22 protein-coding genes and 3 tRNA genes are annotated in these 20,869 nt (G+C 35.5%); 11 read left to right on the top strand and 14 right to left on the bottom strand.

Annotated features, from left to right (window positions below; all coding sequences use genetic code 11):
* Position 1 precedes the first annotated feature (1 nt).
* Together CLV94_RS13595 and acs are read left to right on the top strand one after the other, a co-directional pair.
* On the top strand, positions 2 to 370 hold the full coding sequence (locus tag CLV94_RS13595; protein ID WP_121377045.1) for a response regulator transcription factor: 369 nt from the start codon (positions 2 to 4) through the stop codon (positions 368 to 370).
* Between the two features lie 97 nt (positions 371 to 467).
* On the top strand, positions 468 to 2,375 hold the full coding sequence (gene acs / locus CLV94_RS13590; RefSeq protein WP_121377044.1) for an acetate--CoA ligase: 1,908 nt from the start codon (positions 468 to 470) through the stop codon (positions 2,373 to 2,375).
* 65 nt (positions 2,376 to 2,440) lie between these two features.
* On the opposite strand, the gene CLV94_RS13585 is transcribed toward acs, so the two are convergent.
* Positions 2,441 to 3,442: an SIMPL domain-containing protein gene (locus CLV94_RS13585; RefSeq protein WP_121377043.1), complete on the bottom strand. Its 1,002-nt coding sequence runs from the start codon at positions 3,440 to 3,442 to the stop codon at positions 2,441 to 2,443.
* Between the two features lie 162 nt (positions 3,443 to 3,604).
* On the opposite strand from CLV94_RS13585, the gene CLV94_RS13580 reads away from it, so the two are divergent.
* Together CLV94_RS13580 and CLV94_RS13575 are read left to right on the top strand one after the other, a co-directional pair.
* Entirely contained in the window at positions 3,605 to 4,510 is a 906-nt protein-coding gene (locus CLV94_RS13580; protein WP_121377042.1) for a hypothetical protein, read from the top strand.
* A complete protein-coding gene (locus CLV94_RS13575) occupies positions 4,507 to 5,031 on the top strand; it encodes a hypothetical protein (protein WP_121377041.1) in 525 nt (174 codons plus the stop codon). Before CLV94_RS13580 ends, CLV94_RS13575 begins: the two co-directional genes overlap by 4 nt.
* 106 nt (positions 5,032 to 5,137) lie before the next feature.
* On the opposite strand, the gene CLV94_RS13570 is transcribed toward CLV94_RS13575, so the two are convergent.
* The 9 genes from CLV94_RS13570 to CLV94_RS13535 form a co-directional block, all read right to left on the bottom strand.
* Complete coding sequence (locus CLV94_RS13570; protein WP_121377040.1) at positions 5,138 to 5,524, bottom strand: hypothetical protein; 387 nt, start codon at positions 5,522 to 5,524, stop codon at positions 5,138 to 5,140.
* Between the two features lie 3 nt (positions 5,525 to 5,527).
* Entirely contained in the window at positions 5,528 to 5,935 is a 408-nt protein-coding gene (locus tag CLV94_RS13565; RefSeq protein WP_121377039.1) for a GreA/GreB family elongation factor, read from the bottom strand.
* 15 nt (positions 5,936 to 5,950) lie between these two features.
* The gene (locus tag CLV94_RS13560; RefSeq protein ID WP_121377231.1) at positions 5,951 to 7,231 is read right to left on the bottom strand and encodes a Glu/Leu/Phe/Val family dehydrogenase; all 1,281 of its coding nucleotides are present in this window, start codon (positions 7,229 to 7,231) and stop codon (positions 5,951 to 5,953) included.
* Between the two features lie 4 nt (positions 7,232 to 7,235).
* Positions 7,236 to 7,451, bottom strand: a complete 216-nt coding sequence (locus tag CLV94_RS16920; protein ID WP_147406632.1) for a hypothetical protein — start codon at positions 7,449 to 7,451, stop codon at positions 7,236 to 7,238.
* 167 nt (positions 7,452 to 7,618) lie between these two features.
* The gene (locus CLV94_RS13555; RefSeq protein WP_121377038.1) at positions 7,619 to 8,944 is read right to left on the bottom strand and encodes a sigma-54-dependent transcriptional regulator; all 1,326 of its coding nucleotides are present in this window, start codon (positions 8,942 to 8,944) and stop codon (positions 7,619 to 7,621) included.
* A gap of 2 nt (positions 8,945 to 8,946) precedes the next feature.
* Complete coding sequence (locus CLV94_RS13550; protein ID WP_121377037.1) at positions 8,947 to 10,035, bottom strand: sensor histidine kinase; 1,089 nt, start codon at positions 10,033 to 10,035, stop codon at positions 8,947 to 8,949.
* Between the two features lie 188 nt (positions 10,036 to 10,223).
* Positions 10,224 to 10,817 carry a 3'-5' exonuclease gene (locus tag CLV94_RS13545; RefSeq protein WP_121377036.1) on the bottom strand — a complete coding sequence of 198 codons (594 nt, stop codon included), beginning with the start codon at positions 10,815 to 10,817 and terminating at the stop codon, positions 10,224 to 10,226.
* 2 nt (positions 10,818 to 10,819) lie between these two features.
* Positions 10,820 to 12,736, bottom strand: a complete 1,917-nt coding sequence (locus CLV94_RS13540) for a DUF294 nucleotidyltransferase-like domain-containing protein (RefSeq protein ID WP_121377035.1) — start codon at positions 12,734 to 12,736, stop codon at positions 10,820 to 10,822.
* Positions 12,737 to 12,828: 92 nt separating this feature from the next.
* Positions 12,829 to 13,695 carry an EamA family transporter gene (locus CLV94_RS13535; RefSeq protein WP_121377034.1) on the bottom strand — a complete coding sequence of 289 codons (867 nt, stop codon included), beginning with the start codon at positions 13,693 to 13,695 and terminating at the stop codon, positions 12,829 to 12,831.
* Positions 13,696 to 13,870: 175 nt separating this feature from the next.
* On the opposite strand from CLV94_RS13535, the gene CLV94_RS13530 reads away from it, so the two are divergent.
* The 3 genes from CLV94_RS13530 to CLV94_RS13520 all read left to right on the top strand — a co-directional run bounded on the left by CLV94_RS13530 (position 13,871) and on the right by CLV94_RS13520 (position 15,688).
* Positions 13,871 to 14,377, top strand: a complete 507-nt coding sequence (locus CLV94_RS13530) for a DUF2911 domain-containing protein (RefSeq protein ID WP_121377230.1) — start codon at positions 13,871 to 13,873, stop codon at positions 14,375 to 14,377.
* A 119-nt stretch (positions 14,378 to 14,496) separates the two neighbouring features.
* Positions 14,497 to 15,390, top strand: a complete 894-nt coding sequence (locus tag CLV94_RS13525) for a DnaJ C-terminal domain-containing protein (RefSeq protein WP_121377033.1) — start codon at positions 14,497 to 14,499, stop codon at positions 15,388 to 15,390.
* 10 nt (positions 15,391 to 15,400) lie between these two features.
* Positions 15,401 to 15,688 carry a chaperone modulator CbpM gene (locus tag CLV94_RS13520; RefSeq protein ID WP_121377032.1) on the top strand — a complete coding sequence of 96 codons (288 nt, stop codon included), beginning with the start codon at positions 15,401 to 15,403 and terminating at the stop codon, positions 15,686 to 15,688.
* Positions 15,689 to 16,086: 398 nt separating this feature from the next.
* Here CLV94_RS13520 and CLV94_RS13515 read toward each other — a convergent pair whose 3' ends face one another.
* Together CLV94_RS13515 and CLV94_RS13510 are read right to left on the bottom strand one after the other, a co-directional pair.
* On the bottom strand, positions 16,087 to 16,392 hold the full coding sequence (locus CLV94_RS13515) for a hypothetical protein (protein ID WP_121377031.1): 306 nt from the start codon (positions 16,390 to 16,392) through the stop codon (positions 16,087 to 16,089).
* 12 nt (positions 16,393 to 16,404) lie between these two features.
* Positions 16,405 to 17,868, bottom strand: coding sequence for a glycoside hydrolase family 130 protein (locus CLV94_RS13510; RefSeq protein WP_121377030.1), 1,464 nt, complete (start codon positions 17,866 to 17,868; stop codon positions 16,405 to 16,407).
* Between the two features lie 271 nt (positions 17,869 to 18,139).
* Here CLV94_RS13510 and CLV94_RS13505 point away from each other — a divergent pair, with 271 nt between their 5' ends.
* The gene (locus CLV94_RS13505) at positions 18,140 to 18,775 is read left to right on the top strand and encodes a hypothetical protein (protein WP_147406631.1); all 636 of its coding nucleotides are present in this window, start codon (positions 18,140 to 18,142) and stop codon (positions 18,773 to 18,775) included.
* A gap of 3 nt (positions 18,776 to 18,778) precedes the next feature.
* On the opposite strand, the gene CLV94_RS13500 is transcribed toward CLV94_RS13505, so the two are convergent.
* Positions 18,779 to 19,327, bottom strand: coding sequence for a GNAT family N-acetyltransferase (locus tag CLV94_RS13500; RefSeq protein ID WP_121377028.1), 549 nt, complete (start codon positions 19,325 to 19,327; stop codon positions 18,779 to 18,781).
* A 13-nt stretch (positions 19,328 to 19,340) separates the two neighbouring features.
* Positions 19,341 to 20,186: an NAD(P)H-hydrate dehydratase gene (locus tag CLV94_RS13495; protein ID WP_121377027.1), complete on the bottom strand. Its 846-nt coding sequence runs from the start codon at positions 20,184 to 20,186 to the stop codon at positions 19,341 to 19,343.
* A 259-nt stretch (positions 20,187 to 20,445) separates the two neighbouring features.
* Here CLV94_RS13495 and CLV94_RS13490 point away from each other — a divergent pair.
* From CLV94_RS13490 to CLV94_RS13480, 3 genes are all read left to right on the top strand, one after another.
* A tRNA-Ser gene (locus CLV94_RS13490) sits at positions 20,446 to 20,529 on the top strand.
* 13 nt (positions 20,530 to 20,542) lie between these two features.
* A tRNA-Pro gene (locus CLV94_RS13485) sits at positions 20,543 to 20,617 on the top strand.
* A 30-nt stretch (positions 20,618 to 20,647) separates the two neighbouring features.
* Positions 20,648 to 20,721 (top strand) — tRNA-Arg (locus tag CLV94_RS13480).
* The last annotated feature ends 148 nt before the right edge of the window (positions 20,722 to 20,869 follow it).

Raw genomic sequence — 20,869 nt, 5'->3', positions numbered from 1 at the left:
CATGAAAAAAATATTGATTGTAGATGACGAGCCTAATATTGTCATGTCGCTAGAATATACGTTTAAGAAAAACAATTTTGAAGTATTTATCGCCCGAGACGGACAAGAAGCTCTCGACATCCTGCAGACAGCCCAGCCTAATATTATCATCCTTGATATCATGATGCCGAATGTTGACGGCTACAACACTTTAGAACAGATTAAAAAAGAAGAAAAACTAAAAGACACCAAAGTCATTTTCCTTTCTGCCAAAAACAAAGAAAAGGATATTGAAAAAGGCCTTTCGCTTGGCGCCGATCTCTATATGACCAAGCCTTTTTCTGTCAAAAAACTAGTAGAGCAGGTCAATTTGCTTCTTGAAAAAGAGTAAAATAATGTATATCTATTTTGCATAAATACATATACAGTTAGGACAATGTTTAGTATATTTACATTTATTCAATACACATTATAATTCCCTTACGATTATGAGCTATTATCAAGTCAAAAATCTTGAACAATATTTCAAGCACTATAATAAATCCATCCGCGAACCTAGAAAATTTTGGGATAAAATTGCGGATGAAAATTTCACTTGGTACCAAAAATGGGACAAGGTGGTGGAATTTGACATGCAGGAGGCCGATGTGAAATGGTTTCTAAACGCGAAAGTTAATATTACTAAAAACTGTATTGACAGGCATTTGGCGAAAAGAGGCAATAAGACAGCTATTATTTTCGAGCCAAATGACCCGAAAGAAGAAGCACAGCACATTAGCTATAATGAATTATACGACAGAGTTGCAAAGATGGCCAATGTTCTTCGCGAGCAAGGCATCAAAAAAGGGGATAGAGTTTGTATTTATCTTCCTATGATTCCCGAATTGGCTGTTTCTGTTTTAGCTTGCGCACGAATAGGAGCGATACATTCTGTTGTTTTTGCAGGATTTTCCGCTTCAGCGGTTACATCAAGAATTAACGATTCGCAATGCAAGATGGTCATCACTTCCGATGGCGGTTATAGAGGAAACAAATCTATTGACCTTAAAGGAATTATTGACGAAGCCCTTGAAAAATGCCCATCAGTAGAAAAAGTGCTTGTCGTAAAAAGGACTCATGCTGAAATCAATATGAAAACTGGCCGTGATTTGTGGCTGCAGCCTTTATTAGAAGAAGCTATTCCTAACAACGTAGCTGAAATCATGGATGCAGAAGATCCCTTATTTATTCTTTATACTTCAGGTTCTACAGGAAAGCCAAAAGGAATGTTGCACACTACTGCCGGATATATGGTTTTTACGGCCTATACCTTCAAGAATATTTTCAATTATGAAGAGAACGATGTCTATTGGTGTACCGCTGATATTGGCTGGATTACAGGGCATTCTTATATTTTATACGGTCCGTTATTAAATGGTGCGACTACTGTAATTTTTGAAGGAATTCCTTCTTATCCAGATTTCGGACGATTCTGGGATGTAATTGACAAACATAAAGTTACGCAATTTTATACAGCACCAACGGCAATCCGTTCTTTGGCTAAAGAAAATAGCGAATGGGTGGAAAAACACGATTTGTCTACATTGAAAGTTATCGGTTCAGTAGGGGAGCCTATCAATGAAGAAGCTTGGCACTGGTATAATAATCATGTAGGAAAGAAAAGATGCCCGATTGTTGATACGTGGTGGCAGACGGAAACGGGAGGTATCATGATTTCGCCATTGCCTTTTGTAACGCCAACAAAACCAACCTATGCTACTTTTCCTTTGCCTGGCGTTCAGGCCGTATTGATGGATGAAAAGCGTAATGAAATTGAAGACAACCAAGTCGTAGGAAGCCTTTGTATCAAATTTCCATGGCCGGGAATGGCACGGACAATATGGGGCGATCATCAGCGATTTAAAGAAACTTATTTTACCGCTTTCCCTGGGAAATACTTCACGGGCGATGGTGCTTTAAGAGACGAAGTAGGTTATTACAGGATTACGGGTCGTGTAGACGATGTAGTTATCGTTTCCGGACATAACCTTGGAACAGCACCGATCGAAGATGCTATCAACGAACATCCGGCAGTTGCTGAATCTGCTATTGTAGGATTTCCGCATGATATCAAAGGAAATGCTTTGTATGGCTTCATCATCTTGAAAGAATACGGAGAGTCGAGAGACCGAGCCAATTTGGCAAATGAAATCAATCAGCACATTTCGGGGCATATCGGACCGATTGCAAAATTAGATAAAATTCAATTTGTTTCTGGACTGCCAAAAACGCGTTCTGGAAAAATCATGAGAAGAATTCTTCGAAAAATTGCCGAAGGTGACTTCTCTAATTTTGGCGACACATCAACATTGCTGAATCCTGAAATCGTTGAAGAAATCAAGAACGGAAGATTATAATTTTGATTTAAATATTTAATTGTTGGAACAGCTTCAATCAAAATTGGTTGAAGCTGTTTTTTTATCTAGTTTTTTAAATCTAATGTTTTTACATCTCCATTAGGCGTAATAATATGGTATATTTTTTTGTTTTCCTCTTTGTCTTTTTTCTCCTCCTTTTTCTTCGTTTTATAAGTAATACTAAATTCCATTACATATTGGATACTGACAATCGGAGACTCAGAATTCATGACTATGTCAAAAGAATCAGGATCAATGCCATCATAATAAAAAGTCTTGCTTTTTCGCTGTTCTTGCCTCACTAATACTTTGTTGGAATTGTAATAGTCGTTATAATAGCTCACATCGGAACTTTCAAAGGCAGTATAATTTTTGTACTGTTTTCCAGGCTGGATGCTATAAAAATTGATCGAAAGTTGCGGTTCATCTTCAAAATCTCTTTTCCCGAATGTATCATAAATTTTGCTTCTGGATTTTAAAAGCTCATTTGCCTGCACAAGCATTTCATTATAGATTTTTTCGGTATCGCTTTTTTTATAATCTACTTTTATGATATTATAAATTTCGTGTTCCGAAGCCAGATCAATCACCTTGTCAAAGAAGCTTATTTCTTTCAGCTTAATGATGATATTCTTTTTAATTTCAAATCCTTTATCGACCTGACTTACATTAACTTGATTCGATGTTGAAGTTGATTTATAGTCGTAAATTTTTGTTTGAGAGATAAAATCTATAAAAATTTCATCTTCCTTAATTCCCATCTTTTTCAGGGCGTTTTTAAAACCATCCAACCGTTTATTAATCTTTGCATTGCAATCTTTTACGGATAAAGATTCTTCGTTAAGTCCGAGAGTAACTACATAAGAATCAGGTATAACATTATTCAAAATATTGATTTTATACGTAACTCCTTCTGAATTGTAGACGACCTTTCCTGCATTTTGTTGAACAATGCCTACGTTTTTATAATTATAGGAATTTTGATTCTCATACAACTGATTAGCGCCATGTTGAGAATAGACCATGCCAAAAAATAAAAGGCTAGCGGCAGTGATTTTTAATTTCATCTTGATTGTTATTTAAAGTTTATGTCGCAAGATTACAACGAGATCTAAAATCAAGTTTGGCAAAACCACTTTCCTTTGGCTGTAACCTTTTTACAATCTTTTACAGTAGATTTACAGTAGATTTTTATATCTTTCAAACTACATTTGAACCTATTTTTATTGATGTCCGAATTAGAACTATTCCAATTTTTAAAACAAGAAGTGCTTTTGACCTATCAGAAACAGTACCCTTATTTTCAAGGAAATTGGAAAAGCTTTTCTTCACAAGATATCCAGAATCTGATTGAGTCTATAAGCGAGAAAACAAAGCAAAGCATCAGCGAAAAATGGATTTATACTCATTTGAAACCAGAGCTAAATTCAAAATTGCCTAGAAAAGATATGTTAGACATCTTAAGTCAATTTTCTGGATTTTCTGGTTGGGATGAATTTGTTTTTAAGAATAGGGAAGTGGCTTTTGAAGAAAAAATAAAATTGCCTAAAAAAAGCAATAAAAATTATTTTATCATCGTTGGAATTGTAGTTGCTTCAACTATTGCTGGACTTCTTTTATATTCCAAGAAAAAAACGACTCAAAAGTTCCAATTAAAGAATCAATTTACAAATGAAACTATTTCAACAAAAGAAGTAAAAGCCTATACGATCGAAAATAACAAAAAAGTTGAAGTTCCCATTCAAAATGCCGAAATAGAAGTCGAGCTTAAAGATGAAAAAACAAAAGTTGTTATTCAAAGTCCGTATTATAAAAAACAAGAAGTAGAAATTGCTAAGGTTTCTGGAAAAAACGAAATTTTATTGCAGCCGGATGATTATGCGATGATGCTCAAAGCTTTTATGAAATCAGACATCAAGGATTGGGAAACGAGAAAAATTCAATTAGATAAAATTTTATCCGTAGACTTAGAAGTAATTGTAATACTCAAAAATGATTTGGGAATCGAGTATTTCAACAAAAAAGAATTTTCAGAAAAGCTAATTGTTCCGACCGAATCATTGAAAAAAATGCAGATTTTGGAAATAAAAAACAATGAAGCAGGAAAAATAGAATTTATAAGAATCAAACAATGAGATATTTTGTCGTCATAGCCTTCTTTTTTTGCAATTGCCTTATTGCGCAAGAGGCAAATAACAATATGATTAAAAGCGATATAAAAGCTAATTTTTCAGTGAATGTTCTAGAAGCGTATGAAGAAAATTCTTTTTTGAAAGTGAAAGATTTTTATCAATTTTTAGAAATCTATTCTTCTAAAAATTCTTCAGAAGCTTTACAAAAACAAGTAAAACAAAATATTTATTCCTTATTTAAAGAGAACGTCCTGGTTTCCGACTTCTTTACTTCTGATAAAATTACAATAGAAAAATTGTTAGAGAAGATAGCTTCTAAAGGACTAAAATTTGAACTACAAAATATTCAAAAAGAAGCAACATCAAGTAATTTTTGGACAGCTTCGTATGCGTTGACAATTTCTCGAGATAAAGAAACATTGCAAAAAAACGTACAGCAAAAGATATATTTTTATCCAGAAGAAAAATCTTTCGGCAGCAAAAGAAAGGAAATCTGGAGCATTCTTTTGGGAGAAATCCAATAAAATAAAAACACCGGTTGGGTAAACCGGTGTTTTAAAAAAGTAATTGTCTCAAACGAATTTACTTAATAATCATGTATATTCTCAATTACTTTAATTCAATTAAAAACTATTTATTATTGATTACAGAAAAGACTGTCTTTTTGAAATTTCTGTATTGATAAAAATGAGCTTCAATTTTTTCTTTGAATTCATTATGTGAGTTCAGGAAAAAAGTTTCACATTGAAGGTCTTCACATTCTTTCAATACTTCTAATTTTCGGTCATAGGCGATTAATTCTTCTTGAAAAGCTAGATTATAGAGCTTAAACTCGTTCATTCTCTCCATAATATTGGAATATAATTTGTCATTTTTGATGCCTAACAAATTAGAAAATAAAACAATTTCTTCTTCTATAATAGCCACTTCATCGTTCCATCGATCTACATCTCTGTTGATAAAAAATTTCTGCAGATCGTCTTGGTCCTGATGTACTTTGATTACCTCTTTTTTCATAAACTATTCTTTTTGCAAAGCATCCGGCTGTTCAACGTTCAAAATTTTGATGGCATTGATACCAGACGGAAACTGCCACATGATTTCATCAGAAACAGCATATCCGAATAAAGCAAGTCCCATGGGCGCTAAGATGGATAATTTATTTTTTGAGATATCGCTTTTATCTGGCGTCACGATTTGGAAACTTTTAGGTTCGCCAAAAGGCATCTGTACTGTTACAATCGAATTAAATCGGACAACTTCTATCGGCATGTTTTCGTTATTGATAATCGTTGCCGATTTGAGTTCATCAGTTAATTTTTCGATCGAAGCTTTATAGGTTTTGTCTTTATTATGATCTGCATTAGAGATAATCTGTCTTAGCAATTCATATTCTCTTTTTTCAATGATTATTTCTTCGTATTTCATAATTATTTTCTGCTATTAAGGGAAAATGCCACGTTGCACATAAGCGGTTTCGATTCTAGAAATGGCCAAGATATAAGCTGCGGTTCTCCAATCTACATGGCTTGTATTGACGGTATTTTGTACTTTTTTATAACTTTCCGTCAGCTTTTTTTCAATCTTGGCCATTACTTCATCCAAAGGCCACAATTCGCCGTTACGGTTTTGAAGCCATTCGAAATAACTTCCGATAACGCCTCCAGAGTTGCATAATATATCTGGAATGATTGTGACACCATTTTCTAATAAGATTCTTTCTCCTTCGTTATCTGTTGGTCCGTTTGCACCTTCAGCAATTACTTTTGCCTTGATATCATACGCATTGGCACCTGTAATTTGATTTCCTAAAGCGGCAGGAATTATGAAATCGCAATCCAAACCGAAGAAATCTTTAGGATCCATTTCTTTTGCGCTTGAAAAGCCTTGGATGGAACCTTTTCTGGGCTTAGAGTGTTCGTATAAATCATGGACAGAAATTCCTTCGTCATTAATAATTGTAGCATGTGCATCTTGGACGGCCAAAAGCAAAGCTCCTTCTTGTTCTAAAAAGTAGGAAACCCAGTATCCTACATTTCCAAATCCTTGCACGATGAATTTTTTTCCAGACAAAGATTCCTTTTTGTTTTCAAAGAAAAGCTTTAAAGTCAGGTAAACACCGAATCCTGTAGCACGGTCGCGGCCTTCTAAGCCTCCAGAACCCACAGGTTTTCCGGTTACGACGTGTTTGTTGTTGGATCTTTCGGACGGGGATTTCGTAGACATATAGGTATCTGCAATCCAAGCCATCGTCTGCTCGTTTGTATTTACATCCGGGGCAGGAATGTCTAATTCTGGCCCGATATTTTCTCCTAAAGCATAAGTAAATCTGCGCGTGATGCGTTCTAATTCTGAAAGAGAATAATTTCTAGGATCGATCTGGATACCGCCTTTGGCACCTCCATAAGGCAATCCGGCCAACGAAGTTTTCCAAGTCATCCACATTGCCAGCGCTTTGGCATCATCCACATCCATAGTGGGGTGGAATCTCAAGCCGCCTTTATACGGACCGAGGGCATTATTATGCTGTACTCTGTATCCGGTAAAAACTTCAACTTTCCCATTGTCCATTTTTACAGGAAAGTGGATAATAATTTCATTATTTGTTATGGATAAAATCTTCCTGATATCAGGATTCAGATTGATAATGTCAGCCGTCTTATTGAACTGTTCCATTACATTTTCATACATGCTTTTTTTCGCAGGTTCTTTTATAGTGATCATAATTTTATTGATAGTGTTCGCAGGATATTTTTTTGTTTTCTTGCCAGATGCAGTAATTATTTCTGTCGCAGTTGATACACAGTCCAATTTTTACCTGATGCTGTAAAAATTCTAGACCGCATGATTTGATGCCGTTGAAAATATTCTCTGTACAAGTGATAATAGGAAGCGCAACATTAGGAGGATGTCTTAAAGAAGAATCCTGTAGTTTTTTTGACATGATAATTGTATTCAGTTTTTATTGTGCCATGCTATTGACAAACTGCATGCCATTGTAAAAATGAATTTACAGATGTATTGATAATCAGTTTGTTATATGCTATATTAGTAATTAAAACGAAAAAATGCTGGAGAGAAAAGAATCAATCGGGTAAAAATTACTCGATTTTAAAGCAGTTTTTGACGTAACGTTTTTCTGTCGATCTGAAGAATTTCTGCCGCTTTTGTCTTGTTATCGCCGACAGCATGAAGTACTTTTAAGATATGCTCTTTTTCAATATCTTTTAATGTTTTTAGGAAATCGCCTTCGGTAGGATGCTGGTATTTCAGATAGTCTGGAATGTCTGAAACATCAATTTCTGAATCGCTCATAATAATCATTCTTTGGACGATATTTTCCAATTCACGTACATTTCCTGGCCAAGAATGACGAACTAAAATCTCGATGGCCTTATCTGAAATCGTACAGCTTGGTTTTCCATATTCGGCGCCATACTTTTTTAGGAACATCGTAATCAAAGGATAAATATCGTTTTTTCTTTCCCGTAGCGGTTTTGTCTCGATGCTAACGACATTTAATCGATAGTATAAATCTTCACGAAAACTTCTTTTTTGAACCATACCGTAAAGGTCATTATTTGTGGCAGAAATAATCCTTACATCAATTTTTTGGGCTTTTTGAGATCCAATCATTGTGACTTCTTTTTCCTGCAAGACCCTTAAAAGCCTTGTCTGTACTGCCAATGGTGCAGTTCCGATTTCGTCTAAGAAAATAGTTCCTCCATTTGCAGCTTGAAACAGACCTATTTTGGTTTCGTTGGCGCCTGTAAAAGCTCCTTTTTCATAGCCAAATAATTCCGATTCCATCAGGTTTTCTGGAATACCGCCACAGTTTACAGCAACAAAAGGATTAGAAGCAAAAGCGCCTTTGAAATGAATCGCCCTTGCAATCAGTTCTTTTCCCGTACCGCTTTCCCCTTGGATGAGAACGGTCGCTTTGTTGTTTTTTACACGTTCAATAACATCGACTAAGTTTTCAAATTGTTCAGAATCACCGACGATTCCTGCATAATTTGTCAATTTTTTGTCTGAATCAGAAGCAATAAAATTAGCTTTAGTATTTATTTTTCCTTGAAAAGAATTTTGCACTGCTTTTTTTAGTTCTTCACTCGTAAATGGTTTTACCAAATAATCTAGGGCACCCGATTTTACTGAGTTTACAGCAGTATCAACAGATGGGAATCCTGTTATAACCAGTTTGGGAATTTTAGGAAAATGTTCTTGAGCAAATTTAATTAGTTCGATTCCGTTTAAACCTGGCATTTGCAGATCGGTAATCAGCAAATCAATAGGAACCACTTTGAGAATATCAATAGCTTCCAAAACGGATGAAGCTTTATACGTATGAAAGTTTTGTGCCTTTAAATTACGCTGCAATAATTCCAGCATATCATAATTATCATCAACGATCAATATGTTTTCTTTTTTCAGCATTTTTATGAATTTAAAGGTAATCTTATTTGAAAAATAGTGCCTGTGGGCTGGTTGTCTATGGCAATGATATCGCCCTTGTGGCTTTTGATAATTCCGTGGACAACACTTAATCCGAGGCCTGAACCTTCACCGATTGGTTTTGTGGTAAAGAATGGCTCAAATATCTTGGATTTTATTTCTTCAGGAATACCACTACCTTGGTCGGCAATTTCAATAAAGAAATTTTCAGGATCCGAAATTACTTTTACAGTTATCAGGCTGTTTTTTGGAGCTACATAAATCGAATTGATTAAGATATTAAACAGCACTTGAGTAAGCTGGATATTATCAATCTGTGCTTTTAAATCGGGATTGTCAAAAATCAGTTCATAGGAAACATGTGCCTTTCTGAAATTTGGACCGAGCAGCGACAAGGCTTCCACAATGATTGGTTTTATCGAAACGACTTCCATATTTTGAGGCATTTCACAGGCAAAGAACATTAGCTTTTTGACAATTTCTCTTGAATAAATCGCGGCATTGATGATTTTTGAAACATCTTGTGAAACCTGGCGGTCTATGTTTTGCTCATTGATCAATTCTGCAAAGCCAAGAATATTTCCTAATGGCGTATTTAATTCGTGAGCAATTCCTGCGGTTATTTCTCCTAAAATAGAGAGACGGTCAATGCGTTCGACACTTCTTTGAAGTTGTTTTTCTTTTTCTTTGATACTATTTTTTTCAACAAAACCACTTATTTCTAGCGCTACTTTGTCTAATAGCTTTTGTTCTTCGTCTAAAAAATAAGTTGTGTTTTCTGAAGGATAATGCACTTTTATAAAACCCGATTCTTTTTCAAATATAAAAACCGGACTCGCTTGAAAATTAGAATCTTTTGGCAATTCTGATGTGCAGAAATAAAAATCATTGAGATTTAATTCAACAATACTGGCTTCGTTGAACCTCCAAGCTACCTTTACGATACTGCAAATCTCTTTTAAAATTGCTTCAGAACAAGTCACGTTGCCGCTTATCATCTTTGAGATGTCATAAAGACAGCTGAGCTCCTTGATGCGTTCCTTGAGTTTTTCTTCGGTGGATATTTCAAGCATAAGTTCTGGTTTTTAGAGGAAATTTAGGCTCGTGAAAAAGCCAAAGTTACTTATTAAAGCAGAAGGAGGAAAATATTTGCGAATTTTAAAATTAGGGAAGAAGCAATTTGAATCTTATAAACATAACCTATTTGGCCAAAAGTAAGGCACAAAATATAGTTCATGAAATAGAAGAAATTTAAAAAAAATTATAGCCCTAAGCGTTGTTTTAATCTCTGAAATAATAGTGAAATAATAAAAGCATCGCCAGAAGCCGTATGCCTGTCGCTTTTAGAAATCTTAAACGACGCACTCAATTCATCTAAGCTAAACTGCTTGTCGTCTGGCAATTGCTTCCATTTGTGGAACATGACTTCTACATCTAATGCTTCATTTTTAAGCTTTCCGCAATGCAGCTTTTCTAAAGCTTGGTTGATTATCGCAATATCGAAATGAATGCGATGTCCGACCAAAACAGCATTACCTAAATAATTGACAAAGGCTTCAATGGCTTCTGCTTCTGAATGTTTTTCTTCAGGACTGCCTTTTAAGATTCCGTTTTTTATGGCTACTTCGGGATTGAATTTTTCTTGAAAGATTAGTGCCTCAAAACTGTCTTTGACCACTATAGAATTATTCTCAATTCCCACAGCTCCGATAGAAAGGATAACGTCTTTTTCTACATCCAAGCCTGTGGTTTCTGTACTGAAAGCCACAAATCTTCTGGACTTATTCTCAAATTTTCCGAGATAGTCTTTCCAGAATTGTGGGTAATCTTTATTTATTTTTAACCAATCCAGCATAATTATGAGAAATAGGTGAGCTTGAATCGGCTCTTTATCAATTCTTGAACTTCTTTTATAGGGATAAAACAATTCTTCAGCTTTACCTTATCAGTTTTTGAAAGCTCTTCCAGATTTATAAACTGTCCTGAACTGTCATTTTTCAAACCTTCTACTGTCCTGAACTCGGAAAGTGTCAGAAAGGCCTCGGCACAATTAAGAAACAGCTCTGAGTTTCTAGGATCGGCAATTGCCAATTGCTTGAAGCGCATGTAGGTGTTATTAATTCCTTTTATATTCTGCTGCAAGATAAGCAGACGGCCCGCATCAATCAGCGGCATTAAGGCCCTGGTCTTGATATCAAAAGTGTCTTTATTTTCGCCTCCTTCTTCAACTAAAAACTGACGGAAGAATCCTAGTGGTGGCGGTTTTTTCAAGGCATCATTTCCTAAATAGTCAAAGAAAAGCTTGTTTCCTTTTACGTTTTTAAAGATGATTTCTGTAATGGCTTCTTCGATAGAAGTTTCTCCGAAAGCTATTTCATAATCAAAGAAAATACTATTTATCGCTTCGCTATTTTCGCCTGGAGTATTAATCCAATTGTTATATTGTTTTATCCAGTCTGTCAATGATTTACACCACATCATATTGCTTGCTACAGAACCATCTGGACTCAAGAAATAACCTACTTTTTCTAAAGTAGAAGTAGTCCTTCTAGCCAGACGTAAAAAGTAATCTTTTACATCTCTGTATTTATCTTGGGCAACGTCTTCAAAAACTAGAAAGCTGTCTTGGTCTGTCAATAAAAGCTGTTCTTTTCTTCCTTGGCTTCCGATACTCAGCCACGCAAATCGGGCAGGAGGAGAGCCCATTTCCAAAATGGCAAGATCAATTGCGCGTCTTGTAATGGCCGTGTTAATCTCTCCGGAAATATTCATGATATGAGAAAGCGGAATGTCTTTGGTAATCGAAGTCTGTATCAGTTCTGATAATTTTTCACGGATACGCTTCAAATCTTTAGCGGATTGAGCACGCTTGACCTCTTTAATCAATACGCCTGGGTTGTTCGCTTGGGCCACGACCAAATCATTTTCTGATATGATTCCTCGAACCGAAGATCGATCCGAACCATCTTCTGTCACGCATAGGTAATCGACATTATATTTGAGCATGTACAACTGTGCTTCTGCCAAAGAAAGGTCTTCTGGAACTGTAATTACAGGCGAAGTCATGATTTTAGAAGCTGTCGTCGTGATCTGAAAATGTCCTGTAGCAATTTTAGAACGCAAGTCTTTGTCCGTTACGATGCCTATTGGAAAACCGTCGCTTGTGATAATGACGCTGCCAATCATCTTATCAGTCATCATTTGGGCAATATCTCTTACAATTGCTTCTGGAGCAGCAGTAATCGGTTCTTTAGAATAATGAATGGATTGGAAATATTGTATGTCGGCCTGCTGTTCCTTATAAATAATATTTTCAGAAATCAATTTACCACGGTGTTCCTTGTCGTAAGGATTTCTCGTATTTGAGGCGAAGCTTTCTAGCAAAAAGCTCAGCACATCAGGATTTGCCGTCACATAAGGCTGGAAAATATGAATCGGAATTGCATAAACGATACTTTCTTCACGGGCTTTAGCCGTCATGAGATAGTTATTTTTTGCAAAAAACGGACGCAAGCCCAAAATATCACCTTCGTCACATTTATCGATTAAAGTTTCTTCCGCATCAGAAGTGACAGAAAGTCCGATAGCGCCTGAGGCAACAATATAAAAACTATCATGGCAGACATCGCCGATCTGAAAAAGAATCTTGTTTTTTTCCAGATAAAGCACGCGTACCTCTGTAGCGATATGCAATAGTTCTTGATAATTTAAGCTGTTGAAAGGCGGATAATTCTTGAGAAAGTCGACAATCCTTTCCGCAATCGGGTTTTTCATAAAATCTTGTTAGCTAGATGATAAGTAAAAATAAACTTTATTCCGATTCTTTCCAATAAAAGAAGTTTAAAAATACTTCAATTATTCGCAAATTACGATGCCTGTAATTGCGACAGCGTTATGAAGACTATTGACGCCAAAGCTAGGATGATGCCGATGTAGTTTTTCAGGGAGACTTTTTCTTTAAAAGCTATGATTCCGACTAAGCTTCCCAAAACGATCACTCCTAAATTCATGGCTGCAAAAACAGTGGAAGGATTTTCAGCAAATTCCTTATGCGCCTTGAGATAAAACAAAATATTGCCAAAGTTTAGTATTCCTAAAAAGGCACCGATAACTAAATTTTGTACGCGTATTTTATTCTTTTTGATTGCAATGGAATAAACCGAACAGCATAAAGCTATAATCAAGGCACCACAAAAGACTACAAATAGGGAAGTGGTGTACGGAATGTTTTTTTGCAAAGCAATTTGCTTGAACAAGATGTCAATAATTCCGAAACCAAGCAAGACTAATACCGGAAAAATCCATTTATTTTCTTGAGTATCTGCATTATTTTTTTTAGATAATGTCAAAAATATGGCAGGAAAACCGATGACAAGACCGATTAATTTCAGATTACTAAAATCTTCTCTAAAGATAAAATAGGCTGCCAGGATGGGTATGAATAATGACATTCTCTGTGCAATATCGGTCTTGACAATTCCGATATGCTTTATGGAAGCAGCCAGGAGTAAAAAAACAGAAGGCAGCAAAATAGCCAATCCAATGTATATTTTCCAAGGGGAGCTACTGTCAATAGCTGAAACATCTGGATTAAATGTAAAATAACACAAGAAAAGCGCAAAAAGATAATTTACGGCTATGACCTGTACGATATCAAAAGAATATCTTTTTGAAAATTTAAGCAGGGCGCCGACAGAAACACTACAAATGATGCTTAAGACAATATAGAACATTTCCTTACCTTTTTATTTGCAAAAATAGAGAGAAGGTTTTTATTATGCCCAAAAACATATTATTTTCTGTGTTAAAATTCTTAAAAGAATTATAATAGAAAATTAGACAAACACTACTTTAAGTATCTTTACTTACCAAAAATCATAACAAATTAACAATCAACACAAAATGACCATGAAATTACAAAGAAAAATCGGAGTATTTTTAGTAGCAGTATTCATGACTGCTTTTGCACATGCTCAAGAAAAAAAGGCGAGTCCTGCTGAAACAGTGACAGGAAAAATTAACGGCGCTACGATTACGATTACTTACGGAAGCCCGTCAGTCAAAGGAAGAGCTATCTGGGGAGAACTTGTTCCATATGGCGAAGTATGGCGTGCCGGAGCGAATGAAGCTACTACATTTGAAACAGATAAGGAAATTACTATAGAAGGAAAAAAATTGCCAGCAGGAAAATATGCTTTTTTCGTAATTCCTGAAAAAGACGCGGCGACAATCATTTTCAATAAAGAATGGAAACAATGGGGCGCTTATAAAATGGATGCGAAGCAAGAGCAGTTGAGAGTAAAAGTGACTCCTAAAAAATCTGCTTCGCTGACAGAAAAACTTACTTATAAAATCAACAAGGACAATGTCACCCTAAGCTGGGAAAACTGGGACATTCCTGTAAAAGTAAAATAGATTTTTCAATACTTAATTTAGCTTGAAACACTGTTCGAAAGGGCAGTGTTTTTTTATGTAACGATGTTGTGATAGTGCTTATTATTTCTTAAATTTATGAAGCATAATAATTGATAACTATGGCATTTATAGACTATTACAGCGTATTGGAAATTGATAAAAAGGCAAGCATTGACGAAATCAAAAAAGCGTATCGAAAATTAGCGCGAAAATACCATCCTGATTTGAATCCAAACGATGCAGATGCTAATAAAAAGTTCCAGCAGATTAATGAAGCCAACGAGGTTTTAAGCGATCCTGAAAAGAGAAAAAAATATGATGCTTATGGCGAAAACTGGCAGCATGCTGAAGAATATGAAAAAGCAAGGCAGTCGCAATCGCAATATCAAGATGGCGGAAGCTCGTTCTCTGATTATGGTGATGCCTCATTTGGAGGCGCTGATTTTTCTGATTTTTTCGAATCTATGTTTGGTGGGAAACGAGGTGGAAGCAGGCAACAGATGGGATTTAAAGGTCAGGATTACAATGCAGAATTACATTTAAAACTGAGAGATATAACCAAAACGCACAAACAGACCATTACTGTAAACGGAAAAAATCTAAGGATCACAGTTCCTGCTGGTATAGCCGACGGCCAAGTTATCAAATTGAAAGGGCATGGAGGACCAGGAGCAAACAATGGTCCCGCTGGAGATTTGTATATTACGTTTCGGATCGAAGAAGATGCTGAATTCAAGCGGCTTAATAATGATCTTTATAAAGCAGTCAGCTTAGATATTTTTACAGCAATTTTGGGAGGCGAGATTACAGTAGAAACGATGGATGGCAAAGTAAAATTAAAGGTACCGCCTGAAACGCAGAACGGAACCAAGGTTCGATTAAAGAATAAAGGGATAGCGGTTTATAAGAAAGAAGGTTCTTTTGGAGATTTGATTATATCGTATGACATAAAAATACCTACAAATCTGTCGGAAAAACAAAAAGAAGCCTTTACCGAATTGTCAAAACTTTAAGCTGAAGAAAATGAAAATAGAAAGAATCACCATATCAGACTATTGTAACCATTATAAAATCGAGACCACATTTATTGACATTCTTGATGAAATGGGAATCATTCAATTTGAGAATAGAAATAATGAGAAATTCTTAGATACTGAAAAGTTGCATGATTTAGATCGCTGCAGGCAATTGTATTATGAGTTGCATATAAATCCAGAAGGAATTGACGTAATTTTAAATCTGCTACAGAAACAGCAAGAACTTCAAGACGAAATTCAAGATTTAAAAAACAGATTGCGACTGCATGAATAATTATTTGCGCTTCCTAAAATATTTTGGAACATAGAATAAAAGAAATATGACCAAGAGTATAAATAAGTATTCCATAATAAGTTTTTAGCAGTGCAAATATAGATGATTATAGTTAGCCTGAATATATTCTTGATTTAGAAACTAAGTAGTAGGCTATTTTACGCAATTTCTTATTTTACATAATATAAATTATAATTCAAATTATATACGGTTTTTAAAGCGTGATTTTATGCATAATTTCGCTATAACTTTCTGAACAATATACTTTCTCTGTTCCAAAGTATATAATCGCTTTGCCGTTTTCATCTTCGAGTATGTGCGTAATCTTATTGATAAAAACCAAACATCGTTTGCTGTTAGATGTACGAACAATCAAATAATTTTCCATATCCAAATTATCATTTAATCCATGTATTAAAAAGAATTAAGCAAGCTATGATAAATACCACAATACCAGTGACTATTAGTTTTGAATTTTCTGCAACAACGTCAGACTTTTTTCTAAAAACTAAAGAATGAATAATCATAAAAAATATCCAGGCGATTATCGCAATTAAAATATATATGCCGTAAAATAAATCTGTTAAATCATATCCGCCGCCGCCGATACTATTAGTATTTCCTTCAATAAAAGGAACGCTAGCAAGGATGATAATGGGAACAATCAATAAAAACAATTTTACATAGAAACTTTTTGTTTTCATAAGAAATATGTATCAGCCTCCACTAACAAGCCTTTCGAGTAACAAGTCTAAATTTACGGTGGCAAATCCGGAACTATGGTCTGATAAGCCATAAGGAATTATCAGGTCATTATTATGTATAATAGAACCACAAGAATAGACTACATTAGGTACATAACCTTCTCGTTCATCAGGATTTGGCATAATCAGAGGCTCTTTTAATCGGCCGATTTCTTTTTCTGGATTGTTGATATCTAATAATGACGCACCAATACAGTAACGACGCATCGGCCCAACGGCATGAGTCATGATAAGCCAGCCGTATTTGGTTTCTATTGGAGAACCGCAGTTTCCTATTTGTACCAATTCCCACGGATATTCAGGGCTTTGTATTTTTATCGGATTTTCCCAGATATTAATATGGTCAGAATACATCAAATAATTATTCCAGCCGTCAATGCGCGAAAGCATTGCATATTTGCCGTTAATTTTCCTCGGAAACAGCGCCAAATTTTTGTTTTTTGCACCCGATCCATTTAGCGGACTGGTCTTGAAATCATAAAAATCATACGTCTGTAGCAATTTCGGCATTATATGATGCCCATCGTAAGCAGTATAGGTGCAATAATAGATTACTGTTCCGTTTTCTTTTTCAAATTTTACAAAACGAGCATCTTCAATTCCATTACTTTCAAAGTCAGAAATTGGGAAAATGACCCTGTCGCTGATGTCTGTATCTTTTGAAAAGCTGATTTTTCGATAGCTATCAGACAATGCCAGAATCATATTATACTGCGTGATTATCTTTTCTTCTTTTGTTTTTTCTTTCGCTTCAATAACGACTTTTTTCAAGCTCTCATAATCAAAACGTTCTCCAAGCTTTTCGTCTACATCTTTCAAAAAATCATTATTAATATCGGCCTCTTGTGCTTTTTTCAGGAAAAGTTTTTTGTTATACACCATATTATGGATTTTTTCGGCCTCATCAATATAATTACCTGCTGGAATTACAGAGATATTGCTGAATTTGTCAATCATGGCGCGACGAAATACTACAGAAGAAACATGCCCCTCTCCCACTGCCCTAAAGCTTATTAATACCCGAAGCTGACCTTCTTCGAGATTGCTCTGGTCAGGATCTGGAACGATAGACGGATTAAAGAAAGCGGCTGATTCAATAGAATACTCATGAGTAAAATAGGATCCTACCAGTAGTTTTGTATATTCATCAAGCTTTTCATAATTTCCTCCGGCTTTTTCTATATAAGCTTTGACCTTATCACAATGCTTGAGCAATTTTTTGGTAATATTTCTGTGTCTTTTTGAAAAGTCTTGTAATAAAGGCGATATGAGCCCAAAAACCGTTTCGTTATCTAACTGTAATATCTTTTTAATCAGCTCTACAGCGCGCTCTTCACCATTGAAAAAATATCGGGCGATGACACGTCCAGAGTCAGGATATACTTTTATAGGTTTACGTTCGACGGACAATCTCATAGGCAGTATTTAAAAGGATTTGAATGAATTTTATTGAAATTTTATCTGATTAGTACAAAAGATAAAATAATTTTTCACTCTAAAATACAATTTTAAATCTACATAAGAAGGAACTCAAATGCTAAAATTAACCAAAATCAGCAGACAAATTTAGATTCACCTTTTAAAATTTCATAAGTTGCGCCTTTATTTTATCCATTAGGTCATTAAAATTCAAAAGTTTTTTAATTTTAGCATGAATTTTGTAGAAACTGTCTATCAAAAAGAGTCCATGAAATCTATTGCATTACTATTTATAATCTTTTTTTCTTTCCAGATGTATTCTCAGGTTGACTATAATAAGTCGATTTCGATTCCGTCTTCCAATACCAATACAACTATTTCTGTTCCTGCGGTAGATCCTAATTATGGCGTAACAATTCCGAAATCATTACCTAAATCTGATAAATATAAGGTTGGAGAATCAAAAGGCGTCAACTTTGGACAAGGCGGCGAAGAGTTTGGAAATCCAGGAGAGAAATACGAAAAAGAGCTTAATAAAAAGCAAGGCGGTGAATCACAATCGGCTGTCAAAGGGAATCAGTTTTTTGGAGAATTTAAAAATAACGGAGATTTGGTAAACATAAAATTCCGTGACCACGAATATCCTGATGGCGATATGATAAAGATTTCTGTAAACGATGTCGTAGTCGTCTCTTCAGTTACCTTGTATTCTCAATTTCAAGTATTGGATTTGCCATTAAAGCCTGGTTTTAATAAAATTGATTTTGAAGCCCTCAACCAAGGAACATCCGGTCCAAATACAGCAGAGTTTCATGTCTTTGATGACAAAGGAAAACTTGTAGCCGCTAATCGTTGGAATCTGGCAACAGGCTTTAAGGCGACCGTCATTATCATAAAAGAATAGCTTTTATCTGGCAAGCCATTCTCTTCGTAAAAGAGCGTATTGAAATTCGCTTCCCCAGCTTCCTTTGAAGAAAATATTTTCAATAAAATGACCTTCTTGACGAAACCCAAGGCTTTCTAATAAGCTTATTGAAGCTCTATTTTCAGCATCGACGGTTTCTACAATTCTATGGATGTTATGTCCTGCAAAAAGGAAATCCATTATCCCAGAAAACGCTTCTTTTGCATAGCCTTTTTTCTGATGAAGGTGAGAAATGGTCATCCCTACTTCGGCTATTCGTTCGTCAGAACCATTTAGTTTTATGGCGCAATCACCGACTAGTCTGCCGGTTTCTTTGTTTTCGATAGCATATTGGACCCACTCGCCAGGCTTGCCAAATAACTTATCTTCTTGTCTTGCTATAAATTCTGATGCTTCTGAAAGCGTCATCACGTCAAAACCTTGGTATTTGGTGACTTCAGGATTTGATCGATACGTATGAAAATCATTTAAGTCTGCTTGCATAAGATTCCGAATATGCAGCTTTTCAGTATGTATTGATAGTTTTTCCATTTTCCATAAATAGTTACGGCCTCAAAGATAGAAAAGCCTTTCCTAAATTTTCAATTATATCTGAAGCAATAAAAGCTTCATAGCCCATAACTTTTGAAGCTATATCTGCCGTCAATCCATGAATATAAACGCCAAGAATTGCCGCGTCAACTGGTTCATAGCCTTGAGCCAAAAAGCTTGTAATAATTCCGGAAAGCGTATCTCCGCTTCCTGCCGTTGCCAAGGCTTGGTTTCCTGTTGCGTTTTTATAAACGGTATGGCCTGCAACAATCATTGTTGGAGCCCCTTTTACTACAATAATTATCTTTTTAGATAGAGAAAATTCTACGGCTTTTTCTATTTTCTCATCTTCGGATTCCCAGCCGCCTAGTAATCTTTGGAGCTCTTTTAAATGTGGTGTCAGGATTGTTTTTTCTGGGACATGATCAAACCATTCTTGATTTTTTGAGATGATATTAATTCCGTCAGCATCAATAAGCAGCGGTTTCTTGTTGCTTTTTAAAAACTGAAGGAAAGCCTTTTGAGTTTCTTTTTCTTGTCCCATTCCCATGCCGATGGCGATGGCATCCGGTTCTAGGTCAAATTCAATTGCTGCTATATGTTTTTCAGTACTATCAGTCATAACCATTGCCTCAGGAAATGAAGTCTGAAGAATTTCATAACCGCATTTTGGAATAAAAGCTGTGACTAAGCCGCATCCTGATTTCAAGCATGATTTAGATGCCAAGACTATAGCCCCTATTTTTCCGTAACTTCCACCAATAATCAAAGCATGCCCTTGTGTTCCTTTATGAGCTTTTGCCTGAACCGACTTATAGCGTTCAAGAATTTCTTTTTCATTTATAAAAATTGTGTCCATTAGATTTTTTTGATAGCAATACAGCTTCTGTAGAGTAAAGATACAAATACTGAAGCGATACATTTTAAGAAAATAATACTGGAAAAGTTTCAATAAGTAGCAAAAGCCATCCAAAAATCGTTTTTCTATATGACTGACTGTTAATGTTTTTAATTTTTTATGCAAAAAAAAGATAAAAAAACTAACGAAATAGTTGGTATTTATAGAATGATAAGTTACATTTGCAACCGCAAAAAAGGATAAGTTCTTTGTAATTTCAGGAGAGGTGCCAGAGTGGTAATGGAGCAGATTGCTAATCTGTCGACGAGCAATCGTCGCCAGGGTTCGAGTCCCTGTCTCTCCGCTTTTTTTGTTTTCGGGGTGTAGCGTAGCCCGGTTATCGCGCCTGCTTTGGGAGCAGGAGGCCGCAGGTTCGAATCCTGCCACCCCGACGAACTTTCTCAGAAAGTTATTGAAATAATGGACGCATAGCTCAGCTGGATAGAGCACCTGCCTTCTAAGCAGGCGGTCGAAGGTTCGAATCCTTCTGCGTTCACAAAAAGCCTTGTTATTCATTTAACAAGGCTTTTTTGTTTTTATCTACTTTACTTCTTCCCTACTTTAGTTAATTTTGAATTTAATTCAAAAATCCATTTCTGATTATTCAAAAAATAATTAAATTCGCAAAATAAACAAAGAACTAA

The organism is Flavobacterium endophyticum (genome assembly GCF_003634455.1).
Taxonomy (GTDB): Bacteria; Bacteroidota; Bacteroidia; order Flavobacteriales; family Flavobacteriaceae; genus Flavobacterium; species Flavobacterium endophyticum.
Note: the sequence above shows the minus strand (reverse complement) of the source record. Positions and strands in the feature narration are given on the sequence as shown.